Genomic DNA, 17,161 nt, shown 5'->3' with positions numbered 1-17,161 from the left:
GAAACCACGAGTTTGTAATGGATTATCAAAAAAATCAGCCGAAAAGCTCACTAAAAATCTCTTCCAGCTTACTTGCGGCAAAAATCTCAATCTTATAGTTTTTCGGATTCAGACCTTTCAGGTTGTACTTTGATATAAATATCTTGCTGAACCCTAGTTTTTCAGCCTCTGTAATACGGTTTTCTATTCTGTTTACAGCGCGCACTTCACCACCCAGGCCTACTTCGGCAGCAAAACAGTATAAATGAGGCACACTCAGGTCTTCAAAAGACGATACAAGCGAAGTACAAATGGCTAAATCTATAGCTGGGTCTTCTACTTTTAGTCCACCGGCTATGTTCAGAAAAACATCCTGAGTACCAAGTCTGAATCCCCCCCTTTTTTCAAGTACTGCCAGTAACATCTGCATGCGCCTGCTATCGAATCCATTACTGGTACGTTGAGGCGTGCCATAGGTTGCTGTACTCACCAACGATTGTATTTCTATCAACAACGGTCGGTTTCCTTCCAGCATTGCCGCAATCGTGATACCACTTAAATCTTCTTCTCTTTGCGAAATCAGTATTTCTGACGGATTACTTACCTGTCGCAGTCCCTCGCTCTGCATTTCATAAATACCCAGCTCTGAAGTGCTGCCAAACCTGTTTTTGGTAGTGCGGAGTATCCGATAAGTCATGTGTCTGTCGCCTTCAAATTGCAAAACGGTATCTACCATGTGCTCAAGTACTTTCGGGCCGGCCAGTGAACCGTCTTTGGTAATATGACCAATCACAATCACGGGAGTGTCTGATTCCTTCGAAAACTTCATCAATTCTGCTGTACACTCCTTTACCTGTGACACACTACCGGCACCTGACTCGATCAGTGGCGATGTCAGTGTCTGTATAGAATCAATCACTACAATGTCAGGCTCTGTTAGCTCAATTTGCCTGAATATATTGTCAGTTGCGGTTTCGTTCAATATATAGCATTTATCGTTTGTAAAGTTCATTCGTTCTGCCCGCATCTTTATCTGCTGCTCGCTTTCTTCACCCGATACATACAAAATGGTATAGTCTTTTAAGCTCAGCGCAATTTGAAGCATTAAAGTAGACTTGCCAATGCCGGGTTCGCCACCAATCAATACCAGTGAGCCCGGCACTATTCCGCCGCCAAGCACCCGGTTCAGCTCATTATCGTCAGTAATAATTCTGTATCTTTGTTGTTTCGAAATCTCCGTGAGGGTTTTAGGCTTGTTAGCTGTCTTAGGTGTACCGGACGCCGAGAATTTCCAGTTGCCCTTTTCTGGTTCATCTTTACTGAGAACTTCCTCAACCATGGTGTTCCATTCGCCACACGAAGGGCAGCGGCCCAACCATTTTGGCGAATTGTATCCGCAATTCTGACAGAAATATGCTGTTCTGATTTTTGCCATTAAAAAGTTTTTAAAAATTTGAAGTTGACGCAGATTTGCAGTAAATATATAAAATTTAGAATTGTTTGATACAAATAAAAAATAAGTAACAATCAGAACAGAAAATGTGTTTACTAATACAATTTGGAAACTATTATGCGTTAATCAAAAAACTAACCTGATGCATAACACTCCTCTTGTATTAAATTCATTTAATATTCATTGCTAATACTTTTTAATAAAAAACATTATGAAAAAAATCACAGTCTTAAGTCTTTTCGTGTTGTTATGCTCTTTTACAATTTCCTATGCCCAGTCTGGTTTGGGAATAAAAGGTGGTATCAACTTTAACAAAGTTTATACCGATGCCGGTACTTTACAAAGCAATATCAAAGAAAGCCTTGATACTCAGACAGGCTATGTTTTCGGGGTTTTCGGAAGAATCGGAAACAAAGTTTACCTTCAGCCTGAAGTATTATTTGCCCAAAGGGGTGGTACTATAGAAGTACAGAACATCGGTAAAGTAAAATACAAATACAGCAACATTGATGTGCCGGTGCTGGTTGGGGTCAAAGTTTTAAAATTCTTCCGGATCATGGGTGGTCCTGTTGCCACTTTCAAGGTAGATGAAGATCAGAATCTGCGTGAATCAATAAAAGGTTATTCTTCCGGAAGTTTCGAAGACGCCATGAAAAAAGCAACCTTCGGGTATCAGGTAGGAATTGGTGTAAAAATACTTGGATTTGACATCGACCTGAGAAAGGAAGGCAGTTTGTCAGAAATATCAGGTCTGAATTTACAGAACAATCAGCAATTCAGTCAGAAAGCAAGTGGCTGGCAAGTCACTCTGGCAATGAAAATAATATAACATATTACAGAAATGTAACTGTTGGTTAATCAAAGAAAGTCTCTCCGTCATGAAGAGGCTTTTCTTTTTATATTGATTCAGAAAATAAGCAAAAAATTTTACAACAGTTCTGTTACTTTTCTTTAGTAGCCGGAATATACTTGCTGATCAGTTCTATATTTTCTCTGAAATCAAGTATAAACCTATGAAAATCTCTAAACACTTTCTGCGAAGTATAGTTATTTTAATTTGCCTGCCCTTATATAATTGTTCTGCAGAAAATATTGAATATGGAGAAGAAGTTTCACCAGATATTAATTACTTTAAGAATATCAGAATTACACTCAGTGATGATGAGAATATTGAAGGAGATAATTGCTTACTTAATCTTTCAACTGGTAAAGTTTACCCATTGAAAGACGGAAAGGCTGTATCGTCTGAGATAGATGCAGTTTTCTTCTATTACTGCGGATTCGAGCTGAGCACACCTTACACCATCTCGTGGGATCCTCACGGCTACATCTTTTCAGTTCTCAAAAATCAAAACTGGCCCATTTATAAGAAAGGAACCATTGAATTTAAATCGGGAGATAATCCCGACAACCCTGCCTACATTAATAGTAATAAGTGGCCAGAAATAATGGACTATAATGACATTGACTCTTTGTTCATGCTTCCAAATCCACATCAATTGTTCACTGTTGATGAAACCTTATCCTGGACACAAATCGCTACACCACCAAACGACCCTAATCATAAATGTCAAACGGAAATACTTTGGAATAAAACGCTCTACAGATTTATAACTGCTGAAGGAAAGAGAGGGGTAATGAGACTAAACAAATTTGGAAACGACACAAAAAGCTGGTGGTTGGAACTAGACATTAAGATTCAGAAATAGTATAGTGTTTCTGCTATGATTAAAAAGGGGTTATCAACTCCCAATATTTTGCTCTGACAGTTCAACAAAATCTTTATTCCATAATTTTTGCTCACCTTTTTACATAAAACACTATGAAAAAAATTATCATCCTTAGTTTTCTTGCATTCTTATGCTCTTTTACAATTTCCTATGCCCAGTCAGGGCTGGGAGTTAAAGGCGGCATCAATTTCAATACAATCCGAACAGATGCCGGTTCATTAAAAAATATTATTAATGAAAGTATGGATACCCAAACGGGATACGTTTTCGGCGCCTTCGGACGAATCGGCAATAAATTCTACTTACAGCCCGAGGTATTGTTTGCTCAAAGAGGGGGTACAATTAACCTGCAAAACATTGGCAATGTAAAATACAAATACAGCAATATTGACGTGCCCGTGCTGGTAGGTGTAAAACTGTTTAAATTTCTTCGAATCATGGGAGGCCCCGTAGCGACTTTCAAACTGGATGAAGATCAAAAACTGAATCAAGCCATTAAAGTTTATACATCCGGCAGCTTTGGAGAAGCCATGAAGAAAGCAACCTACGGGTATCAGTTTGGAATAGGTATTAAACTGTTAAGATTCGATATTGATTTACGAAAAGAAGGAAGTCTATCTGAAATTTCGGCGCTGAATCTTCAGAGCAATGAGCAGTTTAGCCAAAAAGCAAGTGGCTGGCAAATCACTTTGGCACTCAGAATAATATAAGTAATGAGAGACTACAGAAATACCGTGATTAACTAATAGCAAATAGCCTCTTATTTCTGAAGAGGCTACTCTTTTACCTTGCTGCCAGTGTCTTTATATCGCTTACTTCCAATATCTGTTTTTCATATCCTTTCGTAACCGTGTTAATCATTGCAATACCAATTTCTTTTAGCTTTACTACAGCATTGGGCGCAAACAGTTTGATAACAGGAAAAAGCCAACTGAAATATTTATAATACGGCAAAACATTTTTTAATCCTTTAGTTGCCTCAATTGCTCCCGGCCTGAAATTATAAACCTTTTTAAACGGTAGTTTAATCAGATCGTTTTCAGTTTTGCCTTTTACCCGCGCCCACATCATTCTTCCTGCTTCAGTGCTGTCAGTACTGGCACCTGAAACATAACAAAAAGTCATGTCCGGATTATGTCTCGCTATGGTACCGGCTACATGCAAGGTCAACGTATAGGTAAGTCGGTAATATTCATCTTCCTTCATACCTACTGAAGACACCCCAAGGCAAAAGAAACAGGCATTATATCCTTCCAGTTGACTCTCAATAGAAGAAAAATCGAGGAAGTCTGAATGTATAATCTCCTTCAGTTTGGGGTGTTGCACACCACATGGTTTTCTGTTAATAACAAGCACTTCTTCTACGTCACTATGCAATAAACATTCATGCAGTACACCTTCACCCACCATACCGGTAGCGCCGGTTACAATTGCCCTTACTTTAATACCTGTTTGATTATCCATTTAAGACCTGATTTAAAATACATAACTCTTCAATAAACATTAAACTTAATAATTACATTCCACCGGCATCAACCTTTTATTATGTTTTTACCCATTACTGATTTTTTTGATTTTACAGAAAAAATATTTTATATTTTGGCAGGTTTCCGGTATTTTATTATGTTTTTAAAGAAAAAACCAATAACTTTGTGCCAAAGAAAATTTTGCACTTCAAATAACTATTAACAATGAGTATTAATAAACTCGATCCAATCGACCATAAACTTCTGGATATTCTTCAGAGCAATGGCAAGATTACCAACGCACAGCTTTCAAAAGAAATTGGATTATCTCCTGCGCCCACGCTTGAACGTGTAAAAAAACTGGAATCGTCAGGAATTATCAAAAGTTATCATGCTCAAATTGACAGAGAAAAGGTAGGGCTGGGTGTTATGACCTTTGTACAGGTTTCTCTATCCGGACACAGAAAATCTATAACTGATGCTTTTGTAGAGAAAATATTACGGGTTCCTGAAATTATTGAATGTCATCACGTGACAGGCTCTTGCGATTTCTTACTGAAAGTAATTGCTAAAGATATAAACTCCTATCAGAAATTGATTATGGAAACCATCAATGAAATTGAAGAAGTAGCCAATACACAAACCATGGTTATTCTTTCCAGTTTCAAAGACAGCCAGGTTTTACCAGTGCCTTGAAAATGAAAATCTTGAAATTAAAAAGGCCATTTACGCTATCGTAAATGGCCTTTTTGATTATCTCTGGATTTACTGAAACCTGTTCATTTATCTTTTCTTTACTCCCTTAATCAGTTTCCTAATTTCTTCAATTTGTTTTTTAGCTTCTTTCTGCGTTTCAGATTTACGCTCGGCATTGTCTGCTACAATTGTAAAATACTGTATAGCCTGTGGGTAATTCTTTTCTGCAACAGCCAATTTACCTAATGCCATATTAGCGCTCAGATAATAGCCTGAGTCTTTAGCCTTGGCTTGCTCGGCATATTCAATTGTTTTCTGGTAATACTCTTTTGCTTTAGGTATGTTACTTCTATAATTCAAATTAATATATCCTAATACATAGGCTGCATATCTGCCTGTTGTAGCCTCATACCCGGTCTTGCCTGAATTAACACCATTCAATAACTCCTGAGCCAACACTTCTGCTTCGTCGGCTTTGCCGATTACAAAGGAAGTACGAGCCGCATAACGATGGAAAAACGAATTATTGGGATACATCTGATGCATTTGTTGGGCCATATAATAGGCCTTCTGATGTTGGTTTTCCATTGAATATATCTGCATCAGAAAATACTTGGCCTCCATGCGTGTATAGAAGGCATTTTGTGATACGTATTCCAACTGTTTAATCCCGTCGTTTTTTATACCTTTCCTGAAGAAAATCAGCATGGGTTTTAAAGAAGGATAATTTTCAGGAATCCATTTCGAATAGTAATTATATAGACCATCGCCAATGGCTAACTCCGGACTGAAATCGCCGAATCCTCTGCATTTTTCAAGGTATTTCATGGCTTGCTTACTCGCCCAGGCCGCTTTGATCCAGTTTTCTCGCTCTGCATGCAGGCGCCCTTTTACTGCATAAGCTGCCGACATAAAAAAGGCAGCTTCTTTATCTTCACTGTCGTCATCCAACATTTCATCTGCCATATCTATGGCTTTATCCATGTTATAAAAACAGGCATCATCATACTTCTCATTCTTACTGTCGGGCAATATCTTCCACCACTCATTCAAACCTATCAGAAAATAACCAATCGGATGCTCAGGGTATTTCACAGTAAGCCATTTAAAATCACGCTCAGCCGCATCATAATTAAAATTATACATGTTATTAATGGCCTCGGTGGCTTCTATCTGTATAGCTCTGTTGGCCAACAATATTTCATGATGCTTCTTTTTTGTGCTACCCCCAAACCAGGAAAATTGCGCTTCAGCAGCCTGACTCATCAGCACAAGTATCAACCAGCAATATTTTAATTTCATTTGATTCAAATTTCCAGATTAACGAAACGAGCAAAAATAAAATTGTAAAACTTAAAATTTTCTTAAAATTAATTTTCTCTGGCAAAATTACTAAATTGTGGCCGAAATACACTCCATGCTTTACGGCAAATCCCTTATTATGAAACATATTAAAGACAAAAACTTTGTTCTGTTTATAGAATCAGAGAAAATTCAGGCCAGAATCAAAGCGCTTGCACACCAAATCAACAAAGATTATGCTGAAAAGAATCCACTGCTGATAGGTGTTCTAAACGGCTCTTTTATGTTTGTAGCCGATCTTTTTAAGTCGATTGAAATTGAGTGTGAGATTACCTTCATCCGTGTGGCATCTTATCAGCAGACTGAATCATCAGGGCATGTAAAACAAATACTGGGGCTGAACGAAGATATTAAAAACCGACATATCATTATTGTAGAAGATATTGTTGACACCGGACTCACCATGAAGGAGGTATTCGGACAACTCGCTTCTCTGGAACCTGCGTCAATTAAAATAATGACCCTGCTATATAAGCCTGAAGCGTTGAAAGTACCACTTAAAATAGATTATACCGGCTTTGAGATTGAGAACAAGTTTGTGGTTGGCTTCGGATTAGATTATGACGGTTTGGGTAGGAATCTGGACGCCATCTATGTATTGGGAAGTTGAAATTACTCGCGTACAAAAAAACCGTAGCCTAACTACGGTTTTTTCTTTCTCAAAGCTTTTACTTCTTCTTCTTTAATGGCATCAGAATTATTTCCGAAATTCGACCTGATAAAAGTCAACACATCGGCTACCTGCTTGTCGGTCAGAAAACTGTGAGAGGCCATCACTCTGTTATAGCTTTCACCGTTTACTTCAATTTCTTCATCCAATCCCTCCAGTATTACTTTTATCAATCTGTTCCTGTCACCATTCACCCAATCAGATTTTCCTAAGGGCGGGTTCAGATTCGGCACCCCTGTGCCATCTTCCTGATGGCAGGGGAGGCAATACTGATTATAAATGGCTTTGCCGTCGGTCAACTTCGGCGTTTGTGCAAAAGCACTGAAACAAATTACACTCAGAAAACCTATAATAATTCTTGTCATACTAATTTTATAAAACAAAACCCTACCCGCATAGTGGAATACGGTTTTGTTGATATAGCTGCTATTATTTGTTATACATTACTCTCCACACTTTTCCTTTTACCGAATCGGTGATGTACAAAGATCCATCGGGGCCTTCTGCCAAACCCATCGGACGAGCCTTAGCATCGCCCGGACTTTTGATTTCGGGTCCTCCGGCAAAGCCTTCAGCGAAAACTTCATATGGGCCAGACGGCACACCGTTTTTAAATGGTACAAAGGCCACAAAATAGCCTGCCTGATTCAATGGTGCACGGTTCCATGAACCATGGAAACAAATAAATGCGCCATTTTTATACTTAACCGGAAACTGGTCTCCATGATAAAACAACAAATCGTTTGGTGCCCAATGCCCCGGAAATGCCATGATTGGTCGCTTCGCTTTTGTATAAATTTTCTTACCGTCACCGCCGTATTCAGGAGCCAGCATTTTCTGTTTCTTTTCCTTGTCGTAATAAGAATACGGCCAACCGAAATCATCGTTTTTCTTGATTAACAGGAATTCTTCTGACGGCAGCTCTGCTCCTTTTTCTGCCGAAAACATTTCAGGATAATGCTGAAACAGCATGTCGCGGCCATGTTGCAAGGCATAAAGGTTTTTTGAGAAAGAATCGTAATCAAGTGCCACCGCATTACGGATCCCACTGGCAAAACGAACGCCGTCTTCCTGTTTCTGGTTCAATTTATCGGCTTTGAACTGCCAGATTCCTCCATGCTTTTCCAGTAAGGGACAAGGATTCATACCAGGTGAGCCTTTCTGCCGGTCTTTTTCCTGGCATACATTAGAGGGGGCTCCTATTGTTACGTAAATATTGCCATTACCATCAAAAGTGAACGGTTTGGCTTCATGCTGGCGTAAATCCGGTAAGCCTGTGATAACCGTTTCAGGATTTTTCCTGTCGATTACATTACCGGTTGCATCCAGCTTATATCTGAACACCTCAGAATTAGACGAAGCATACAAATACCCGTTGTGGATATCAATGCCTGTGCCGTTATACGTTCCGAAGTACTCTGTTACATCTGCTTTGCCGTCACCATTGTTGTCTTTCAGAACGGTTATCCCTTTTTCATCTTTGGCATTACTGTTTTTAATGTAGATAGTGCCATTCGGCAATACTTTGATGTGACGGGCCTTACCGGTTGCTTCAGCTACCACTACAGCCCCAAAACCAGAAGCCAGTTTAATACCTCCGTTGTCTTCATCAGGTCTGATTTCAGGTTTGAACGGTTTAATTAAAAAAGCACTCGTGAGTATAAATACACCGAATGCAAGGCTGAGAGAGAGAAATGTTTTTTTCATATTTGCATCTTAACTTCCTTAAATCAAATGCGGCCTTCGGCATGTAAGGAAGGTGTTTAAGGTTTATCATGTCTCAAGGCATAGAAGACATGAGGCGTTGATTAATTAAATGGCTAACTGATAACAAGAAAGCATTCACATTTGTTACTGTTTCATAATTAAAACCAGCTGATTTTTATCAGCTTTTACAATTTTCTTTTTGAAATCAACCCAATCATTATATGCTGCAGCAGCATGACGCCCCTTAAATATGCTTAACTTACGGTAATAATAAACCGCACCCTCTTTCATTTGTATATTTGCCGAATATACACCGAATTTAGTTTCAATCCTGATTGGTTCCGGCATGTATTCAACTATATAATTTTTAGGAATCCTGAATGAGATACTGTCAATATCCAGATAATTATCATTCAAAACAAGCTCCGTCTTTCTGTTTGCATTGGCAACAGGTATACCCTTTTGCTGGTTTAATGTATTGGGTGTTAAAAACAATCTTGTACCGCTTTTACTAACTGTGTTTCTTAAATGCAATTTTAACTTCTCTTCCATCACCGGCAATTTCCCTTTTTTTTCTGTCAGCGAAAAACTGACTATTTCAACACTTGGTAAGCTTAGTTTTTTATACAGCCATTTCCTTTGGTCTTCACTGCTCAAAGAATTGGCCACATCTGCATAAATCTCTTGCTGTAACCCTGTATACTCTGTTCTGATATTGGCTACTGCCTCGCCATTTTCTTCAATATCAATGGTGGCGGTTCTCAAAAGTTGATTGTCTTCGGCATCATAAGCGGGTGTTCGTATCATTTTCCCACCGTTCTCAGTAATTAACACTACGTTTCTGTCTCCTGTAAAACTTCCCAGATAACCAATGGGATTATGCTGGCTTGTGCATTCCAGCCAAAGCGTATCTTTCTTCATTGGTACGCACAAAATAACATGATTAAACTGAAATGAAGGGAAATCTGCCTGTACCGGGGCACGGTTTCCTGCCCTCACTAGTGCCGCATACGAAGTGATACCCACTTCTTTTAACATTGCCTTTGCAAAATTGGTTAATGCTTTGCAGTCGCCATATCCCTTAATAGCCACCTCCATGGCTTTCATTGATTGCCAACCACCAATGCCTAACTGAATACTTACATATCTGGTATTAGCTTGCAGGTATTCATAAATTTTCCTGACTTTACCAATGTCATCGGCCTCACTTTTTGTTAAATCCCTTAGTTTAGACACTAAGTCGGCAGGTAATTTATCTCTATCAGCATTCAGGGTGTAATAAAACAGTCCGATATCACTCCATGAATTTATTTGTCCGGCATAATCATCTACTTTAAAATCTGTAGGGCCTGTGTAAACCATCGGCATGATTTCTGAATAACCAGGGCTGTTAGTCTCCCTCTCTACAGCCTTTATATTACTTACACTCCAACTATAATTACGACGGTTACTTTCTGTTGTAATAGATACCTTTGCAGGCATATTCTGTTCCTTATACCTCAGTTCAAGACCTTCCGGCATTGCCACTTTAAAGGAAGCCTTTTCAACCGCAGTGAATTCGGCATTATCTACTATGGCCTCCCATACAGGGTAAAACATCATATTCTTTTCTGTATATACGTACGAATAATCAATAGTATACGGATAAGACGTATGCGTTAATGATGCAATTTTCACATAGCTGTCATCAATTTCGTTTCCTCCTGAAGATGTGCTGTACTTATCAATGTCATCCTTTTTCAGTCTTTTTATTTGCTTACCATTCACATCATATAATTGTGCTTCAATGCTATTCACTTTGCTGAATTTGTTATAAAACAAAACAATATTTGTGTGATTGGTACCTTTTTCATCCAAAATCGTGATTGTGCCCTTTACACGCATCACACCCTCGCCTTTATCTTTTACATAAAACTCTGTTTCATGATTACGAACTACTGCATGCGCTTTTTCTTTTAAATCCGGCGAAATATTTAAAGCAGAGAAATCCTGCGCTATTGTCTGAAAGCTTATCAATATTAAAATTATAAACCGCATGTGCTTATTAGTTTTTCTTTAGTACTATCTGTTCATTATGTTTTGCCACCATTTTATCAAAAAATTCCTGTAAAAAAGAGTATTCTTCAGCATAGTATACAGCTTTACGAAATTGTACCCGGCTTGTTACAGTTATTTTGTTGTCTGCTACAGTAATCATATACATAAACCTTCCTGTGTTTTCAGGCAGGCTGATTGAAATATTTCCAGGCACTTCAACAATTGAATACTCTTTAGGAAGCTCATAAGTTGCAATAAAAGTTTCTTCAATAGGAAAAGCGAAGTCAATCGGATAAAGGCGTGCTTTAGCTTTCAGTAAATTCTCTTTTTGTCCCTCAGAAAGCATTGGTTTCAGATAAATTGTATTGCCAGCTTTCGTCAGATAGTCATTCATGGTTAACTGATATTGCGCCTCCATTGACTCCTCAACTGATGTGGTATTGTTATAATTTGCCTTTTCAATTACCCACGAAGTATTATTTTTACCCTCTTCTTCAAGATATTTTTCACGGCCTTTATCCTGAAAATCCTTTTTTTCAATCAAACCTCCGTAGCCTCCGTAATACTTGTTCAAAACTCCTTTTAATTCACCATCTGCATCAATGGTCATATCTGCCTTCTTGTATTTAGAATTTTTTTCAACTGGTAAAATCGAAACAAACCGGGCATTGGTAGGATGAATCAGCCAGCCTTTTTCATTCAGACAGTCAACCGGTAACATACCCGGCTTAAGATATTCATCAGTAGCATCAATCAGAAAATCTTTACCATTACGCTCGATATGAGCGACCAAATAGTTAAATCTCTTTCTTAGTGCATATTGTTCATGAATTTTGCCATGCCCTCTGGTGCTTAAAATGACAGGATTGGCATCGAATCCTATTCTTTTTAGCAAAGCCACTAATAGCAAATTAATATCTGCTACGTCTCCTGTATGTTTATCTAATACTTTTTTAAGGTTATCTACATAAATACCATATCTTTTGTTCCATTTTACATTCTTCTGAATATACTCACACGCTGCTTTCAACCGGGCTGTTGAATCGCTATGCTTGCTCTTAATTTCTTTAGCTATATCATCCAGAAAGCCCGTTCGTTCAAGCTGTCCTCCCAGCGACCCACTTAACATTGTTTGGTTGAGCGAAGCATAATCCAGAGAAAAATTCTGCATCAAAACACCCGGCCACGTAACACTGGTCAACTCAAAATCAATTTTCGAAATGTAATCTCCTGTATATGTTATGTAAGCTTCATTTCTAAAAGGTGGGGCATCTTTAACTACCAATCTTTGAAAAGTTCCGTCTACAGGACTAGTGCCAAGCGACAGATTCACGTGCTTTGTCTGATTATCAGTCAAATCTAAGTAGCCGGACATCAGGGTTCTGTAGTTAAAATATGACGGAATACTGATTTCATAAATACTCCACAACACCGGTCTGGTTCCCTGAAAAATCCAGGAGTCAGGATTAGTAGCAATTGTGAATGGGGTTTCAAGAGTATAGGTATATTCTATCACAGAGCCTTCTTTTACATTCGGCATTGTTATTTTAATATTCTGATTCTCTCCTACAACTTTATCGGTAAAGATAGACTCTCTAGTGAGTTTCTCTTTTTTTACCTCTCCGTTTTCAAAATTATAAGTAAACCCTTTCACATCAGAGATGTACTGACTTTTCTCATTACCATCTTTATACAATTGCAATGAAATTGTTCCTAAATCTAATGCAGATTTTTTGAGGATTTTTATACGCTCGTGGTAGGTTGTGCGTATATAAATGCTTCCTACTTTAAGCTCAAAACTTGTATGACCATAATCATAGAGAACAATTGCATCGGCAGTAGAATCCTTATCATAGACTTTCATCTGAACTTCGGCAGCATTAAGTTCTCCGAATTTAACTTTGGGCTCAGCTACTTTTTGGGCATACAGAAGGTTGGCACAACTAATCAGGCATAGCAGAATTGCATTTTTTTTCATAAACAGCTCGTGTAAATTTTACAGAATTATAATTCAGTTCACAGTTAAAATAATACGGTGCAGAAGTGGTTTAGTTTTTCTTCAATACAATTTGCTCGTTTTGCTTAGCAATCATTCTAGTAAACAATTCTCTTAAATCCTGATAGTCTTCAGCTGAAAAGATTGGTCTTGCCAGTAAGAGTTGGCTCAGCACCTCTACCGTCCTGCCATCAACTTTTACCAGAAAATTATATCGGCCTTTGTTCTCTGCTAAAGCAAATTTAACAGCCGTCGGCACGCTTTCTATTGAATAACCTTCAGGAATAGTGTATTTTCCAACCACAGTTTCTTGAATACTATAGCCTAAGTCGACAGGGTATTGCCGTTCTGCTTTAGCAAAAGGATTTGTTTGCTGGGTTTTCCATAGTAAAGGCTGAATAAATATTCTGTCTCCGGCTATAGTATAGGCCTCATTCACTTTTGTTTCACATTCTATGCGGGCTTCCTTATTTTCACCTTCTTTATACAGGAAAGTGGGGTTTTCAAATGAAGAATATTGACTTTTAAGATTTTCAATATATTTCTCTTTACCTACTCCCTCAATTTCTGCTTTTTTTTCTGTACTGGCATATCCGGAATATGATTCATTAAATTGTCCTTTCAATTGTTGGTCATCCTCTATCGTAAAAGTCAGCAACGTAGTTGTCTGTTTTTTAGCTGCGGGCAGTAACGATACCCATCTTGGCTTTTTAGAAATAAGCCAGCCACGCTCATTCAGGCATCGTTTAGGCAACATATTCATTGTAACAAACTTGTCGGTTGCATCTAAAAGAAAATCCTTTCCATCGACAACCACATGTGCGATGCTATAATTGAATCTATCCAGCAATGCTATGTCCTGAAGCACTTTCCCGTTGGTTCGTGTACTCAAAACTACCGGATTTGCATCAAAACCTAATTCTTGCAAAATGCCAACCAGCATCAGGTTGATTTCTGAAGAATTACCCATTTTCTTTTCATAAATATTCTCTAATTTTTGCGTAGTCATTAATCTGCTTTCCCCATTCCACGCAATGGTATTCCGAACATATTCATAAACATTACTTACAAGTGAAAGCGCATCACTATTAGCAGATTGAGCCGAAATTTCGGCACCTATCTTTTTAGCAGTTTTACCAAATCTCTTAAGGGATATACCAAAATCAGGATACTCTAAAAGCGTTTTTGTCAGGTCTTCATAAGTAATAGAATACGAACGCTCTCCGGTGGTTGGGAAAAAAGTTCTTGCCAATTCAAAATGAATAGCACTTCTGTAATCTTCTACAGTAGTCATATATTCATCTTCTTTAATGGGCGGCAAATCTTTCATGGCAAAATAGTAGGAGAGATACGGATCTTTTATCGGATTCCCGAGCCCGTCAGTTCTGCTCATAAATACATCTCTTCCATTCTTAGTTTCTCTTATAGCAAATGGATAAAATCCAAAATAGGTAAGTTTGTAATCAAAATATCCGGGAATAACAGCCTTTATGCCACTCCAAACGACTGGTATCGACTTTTGGAATCGCCATTTTCGCAGATAATACCACAACGGAGACTCTATTCTATAGCTCAGTTCAATCACAGATCCTTCCTTCACCTGTGGGAAAACAATCTTCGTTTCTCTATACTTGCTTGATGATTTTTCTTCAAAAATAGAAGCCTTGGTAAGTTCTCTGGTTTTTACGTAACCGTCTTCAAAGTTGTAGGTAAATCCTTTAATATCTTTTATTATTTCCTGTCGTTCCGGATCGGAATCCCAATGATATGGAATACTAAAAGTGGCCCAATCCAGAGCTGATTTTTTAAGAATTTTTATGCGTTGGTGAAATGTATACACTACGTGTGGTATACTTGAATTGAAATCATACACGTAGTCTCCAAAGTCATATAATATGACTGCATCAACAGATGAATCTTTGGCATAAGATTTCATCTCTAAATCGGCAAGATTATAAACGCCAAATGTAACTTTGGGCTCAGCTGCTTGCTGGGCAAATAGAATATGCACGCAACTAACGAGACATAGCAGAAGTGTGCTTTTTTTCATAAACAGCTTGTGTAAGTTTTAAAAGTATATACCTGATTAGCATTGAGAGCAACTGAAGAAAAGATAATCAAATCAGTTTTTCTTTAATATAATCTGCTCGTTTTGCTTAGAGATCATTTTTGTAAAAAATTCTCTTAAATCTGCATATTCATCAGCTGCAAAAACTGACTTTGCAATTAACAACTGGTTTGTGAGTTCAATTACCCCATTTTCAGCCTTTATCATAAATAAATACTTTCCTTTACTATTTGGTAAATATATATTGATATAGTTTGGCATGTTTTCTACACTATAGTTTTTTGGAATAGTGTATTTAGCAATAACGGTTTCCTGTATGCCGTAGCCGAAATCAACAGGATATTTTCTTTCCGTATTAACAAATGGATTCTGCCCTTGGGTTTTCCATAGCAAAGGTCTTATAAAAATTCTATCGCCTGATATTGAATAGGCATCATTTACGATAGTTTCACATTGGAGACGCAGTTCTTTGGTGTCACTTTCCTTTAAAGTAAATGCAGGGTTCTCAAACTGTGCAAATTGTCCTTTAAGATTTTCAATATACTTCTCTGCACCTACATTATTGATTTCTGTCTTTTTCTCGGCTTCGGCATACCCATAATAAGATTCTGTATATTGACCTTTTAATTTCTGGTCTTCTTCTATCGTAAATATCAGCTCAGTCGTGCTCTGTTTTCTTTCATTAGCTACTAAAGATACCCACTTAGGGTTTTTCGAAATGAGCCATCCGCGTTCGTTCAGGCATCTCTTAGGAAGCATATTCATCTTCACATGCTTGTCGCTTGCGTCCAGTAAAAAATCTTTACCGTTAACTATTATATGTGCTATTGTGTAGTTAAATCGGTCAATAAGCGCTATTTCTGTTAAAAGCTTGCCATTGGAACGCGTACTCAGTGCAACCGGGTTAGCATCAAAACCCAATTCATTTAATACCGCAATCAGAATCATATTTATTTCAGTGGCATTCCCCTCCTTTTTTTCATACACCTGGTCAAGTTTTGACATCGCAATAAATCTATTTTCCTCGTTCCATTTTAAATCGTTTCTCACATATTCATAGGCACTACTGATAAGCTTAAGCGAATCTTTAGAGTCAGACTTAGCCAATATTTCAGCCGCGATTTTTTTGGCAGTCTTACCGAATTTCCGTATTGCGCCTACATAATTAGCATCCTCAAGAAGTGTCTTGGTTAGGTCTTTGTAAGTGACTGAGTAATTGCGCTCTCCACCGGTAGGTAAAAATGTTCGGGCCAACTCAAAATCTATGGAACTCCGGTAATCTTCTACGGTAGTCATGTAGTCGTCGGGCCGTATGGCAGGTAAATCTTTCATTGCAAAATGATAAGATAAGTAAGGATCTTTTACGTCCTCTCCCTTTCCTGTGATACCCGGAATAAGCGCTTTAATACTGCTCCATACGACTGGTATATCTTTCTGAAAATTCCATGTGCGTAGGTAATACCACAATGGAGACGAAATAGTATAAGAAATGTCAATTACCGATCCTTCTTTTACTTGCGGAAAAACAATTTTTATCTCTCTTACTTCACCTGATGATTTTTCCTGAAATATAGACTTTTTGGTCAGCTCCGTCATCTTCACATTTCCATCTTCTATATTAAAGGTCATTCCTTTAATATCTTTTACGGCTTCCTGTCTGTCGCGGGTCGACTCGTATCTGAAAGGGATGCTTATTGTTCCTCTCTCGAGCCCTGATTTCTTCAGAATTTTTATCCTTTTATGAAAGTAATACACTACCATCGGCGAATTATCATCAAACGAATAAGAATAGTCGGCGTAATCATACAATATCACAGCTTCGGCAGATGAATCTTTGGCATAAGATTTCATTTCCAAATCTGCAAGATTAAATATACCAAACGTTACCTTCGGCTCTGAAACTTGTGAAAAAACATGAAAAGAAGAGAAAGCTAAAAAAAGCGAAAAGGAAAATGTTCTTAGATAGCGCAGCATGGGCTTTTTAGTGAATGGTTAGC

14 protein-coding genes are annotated in these 17,161 nt (G+C 38.0%); 5 read left to right on the top strand and 9 right to left on the bottom strand.

The genetic code is table 11. The features are described from left to right. Window positions 1-34: 34 nt before the first annotated feature. The gene (gene radA, locus AC1RRY_RS07555; RefSeq protein WP_492816838.1) at window positions 35-1,414 is read right to left on the bottom strand and encodes a DNA repair protein RadA; all 1,380 of its coding nucleotides are present in this window, start codon (window positions 1,412-1,414) and stop codon (window positions 35-37) included. Between the two features lie 229 nt (window positions 1,415-1,643). Between radA and AC1RRY_RS07550 the strand changes: the two genes are divergently transcribed. The 3 genes from AC1RRY_RS07550 to AC1RRY_RS07540 all read left to right on the top strand — a co-directional run bounded on the left by AC1RRY_RS07550 (window position 1,644) and on the right by AC1RRY_RS07540 (window position 3,872). Next, complete coding sequence (locus tag AC1RRY_RS07550) at window positions 1,644-2,261, top strand: porin family protein (RefSeq protein WP_492816840.1); 618 nt, start codon at window positions 1,644-1,646, stop codon at window positions 2,259-2,261. A gap of 184 nt (window positions 2,262-2,445) precedes the next feature. Next, window positions 2,446-3,141 carry a hypothetical protein gene (locus AC1RRY_RS07545; protein ID WP_492816842.1) on the top strand — a complete coding sequence of 232 codons (696 nt, stop codon included), beginning with the start codon at window positions 2,446-2,448 and terminating at the stop codon, window positions 3,139-3,141. Window positions 3,142-3,254: 113 nt separating this feature from the next. Then, the gene (locus tag AC1RRY_RS07540; RefSeq protein WP_492816844.1) at window positions 3,255-3,872 is read left to right on the top strand and encodes a porin family protein; all 618 of its coding nucleotides are present in this window, start codon (window positions 3,255-3,257) and stop codon (window positions 3,870-3,872) included. 73 nt (window positions 3,873-3,945) lie between these two features. Here AC1RRY_RS07540 and AC1RRY_RS07535 read toward each other — a convergent pair whose 3' ends face one another. Beyond that, window positions 3,946-4,608 (bottom strand): NAD-dependent epimerase/dehydratase family protein, encoded by a 663-nt coding sequence (locus tag AC1RRY_RS07535; protein ID WP_492819257.1) that lies wholly within the window; start codon window positions 4,606-4,608, stop codon window positions 3,946-3,948. A 245-nt stretch (window positions 4,609-4,853) separates the two neighbouring features. Here AC1RRY_RS07535 and AC1RRY_RS07530 point away from each other — a divergent pair, with 245 nt between their 5' ends. Beyond that, a complete protein-coding gene (locus tag AC1RRY_RS07530; protein ID WP_492816846.1) occupies window positions 4,854-5,324 on the top strand; it encodes an Lrp/AsnC family transcriptional regulator in 471 nt (156 codons plus the stop codon). An 87-nt stretch (window positions 5,325-5,411) separates the two neighbouring features. Here AC1RRY_RS07530 and AC1RRY_RS07525 read toward each other — a convergent pair whose 3' ends face one another. Continuing rightward, window positions 5,412-6,626 (bottom strand): tetratricopeptide repeat protein, encoded by a 1,215-nt coding sequence (locus AC1RRY_RS07525; protein WP_492816848.1) that lies wholly within the window; start codon window positions 6,624-6,626, stop codon window positions 5,412-5,414. A 139-nt stretch (window positions 6,627-6,765) separates the two neighbouring features. Here AC1RRY_RS07525 and hpt point away from each other — a divergent pair, with 139 nt between their 5' ends. Beyond that, a complete protein-coding gene (gene hpt / locus AC1RRY_RS07520) occupies window positions 6,766-7,296 on the top strand; it encodes a hypoxanthine phosphoribosyltransferase (protein WP_492816850.1) in 531 nt (176 codons plus the stop codon). Between the two features lie 32 nt (window positions 7,297-7,328). On the opposite strand, the gene AC1RRY_RS07515 is transcribed toward hpt, so the two are convergent. From AC1RRY_RS07515 to AC1RRY_RS07490, 6 genes are all read right to left on the bottom strand, one after another. Continuing rightward, window positions 7,329-7,721, bottom strand: coding sequence for a c-type cytochrome (locus tag AC1RRY_RS07515; RefSeq protein WP_492816852.1), 393 nt, complete (start codon window positions 7,719-7,721; stop codon window positions 7,329-7,331). 64 nt (window positions 7,722-7,785) lie between these two features. Further along, window positions 7,786-9,063, bottom strand: coding sequence for a PQQ-dependent sugar dehydrogenase (locus AC1RRY_RS07510; RefSeq protein WP_492816854.1), 1,278 nt, complete (start codon window positions 9,061-9,063; stop codon window positions 7,786-7,788). Window positions 9,064-9,207: 144 nt separating this feature from the next. Continuing rightward, window positions 9,208-11,100 (bottom strand): DUF3857 domain-containing protein, encoded by a 1,893-nt coding sequence (locus tag AC1RRY_RS07505; protein ID WP_492816856.1) that lies wholly within the window; start codon window positions 11,098-11,100, stop codon window positions 9,208-9,210. Window positions 11,101-11,107: 7 nt separating this feature from the next. Beyond that, window positions 11,108-13,078 (bottom strand): DUF3858 domain-containing protein, encoded by a 1,971-nt coding sequence (locus tag AC1RRY_RS07500; RefSeq protein WP_492816858.1) that lies wholly within the window; start codon window positions 13,076-13,078, stop codon window positions 11,108-11,110. Window positions 13,079-13,148: 70 nt separating this feature from the next. Then, on the bottom strand, window positions 13,149-15,146 hold the full coding sequence (locus AC1RRY_RS07495; RefSeq protein ID WP_492816860.1) for a DUF3858 domain-containing protein: 1,998 nt from the start codon (window positions 15,144-15,146) through the stop codon (window positions 13,149-13,151). Between the two features lie 72 nt (window positions 15,147-15,218). Next, window positions 15,219-17,015, bottom strand: coding sequence for a DUF3858 domain-containing protein (locus tag AC1RRY_RS07490; RefSeq protein WP_492816862.1), 1,797 nt, complete (start codon window positions 17,013-17,015; stop codon window positions 15,219-15,221). Between the last annotated feature and the right edge of the window lie 146 nt (window positions 17,016-17,161).

The sequence above is a fragment of the Emticicia sp. GW821-FHT11C11 genome (assembly GCF_058808615.1).
The sequence above is the reverse complement of the archived record's forward strand: the minus strand, read 5'-3'. Positions and strand labels throughout refer to the sequence as shown.

Bases quoted from the DNA above. Each gene is read 5' to 3' on its own strand.
- radA (WP_492816838.1), bottom strand. From the start codon at position 1,414: ATGGCAAAAATCAGAACAGCATATTTCTGTCAGAATTGCGGATACAAT.
- AC1RRY_RS07550 (WP_492816840.1), top strand. From the start codon at position 1,644: ATGAAAAAAATCACAGTCTTAAGTCTTTTCGTGTTGTTATGCTCTTTT.
- AC1RRY_RS07545 (WP_492816842.1), top strand. From the start codon at position 2,446: ATGAAAATCTCTAAACACTTTCTGCGAAGTATAGTTATTTTAATTTGC.
- AC1RRY_RS07540 (WP_492816844.1), top strand. From the start codon at position 3,255: ATGAAAAAAATTATCATCCTTAGTTTTCTTGCATTCTTATGCTCTTTT.
- AC1RRY_RS07530 (WP_492816846.1), top strand. From the start codon at position 4,854: ATGAGTATTAATAAACTCGATCCAATCGACCATAAACTTCTGGATATT.
- AC1RRY_RS07525 (WP_492816848.1), bottom strand. From the start codon at position 6,626: ATGAAATTAAAATATTGCTGGTTGATACTTGTGCTGATGAGTCAGGCT.
- hpt (WP_492816850.1), top strand. From the start codon at position 6,766: ATGAAACATATTAAAGACAAAAACTTTGTTCTGTTTATAGAATCAGAG.
- AC1RRY_RS07515 (WP_492816852.1), bottom strand. From the start codon at position 7,721: ATGACAAGAATTATTATAGGTTTTCTGAGTGTAATTTGTTTCAGTGCT.
- AC1RRY_RS07510 (WP_492816854.1), bottom strand. From the start codon at position 9,063: ATGAAAAAAACATTTCTCTCTCTCAGCCTTGCATTCGGTGTATTTATA.
- AC1RRY_RS07505 (WP_492816856.1), bottom strand. From the start codon at position 11,100: ATGCGGTTTATAATTTTAATATTGATAAGCTTTCAGACAATAGCGCAG.
- AC1RRY_RS07500 (WP_492816858.1), bottom strand. From the start codon at position 13,078: ATGAAAAAAAATGCAATTCTGCTATGCCTGATTAGTTGTGCCAACCTT.
- AC1RRY_RS07495 (WP_492816860.1), bottom strand. From the start codon at position 15,146: ATGAAAAAAAGCACACTTCTGCTATGTCTCGTTAGTTGCGTGCATATT.
- AC1RRY_RS07490 (WP_492816862.1), bottom strand. From the start codon at position 17,015: ATGAAATCTTATGCCAAAGATTCATCTGCCGAAGCTGTGATATTGTAT.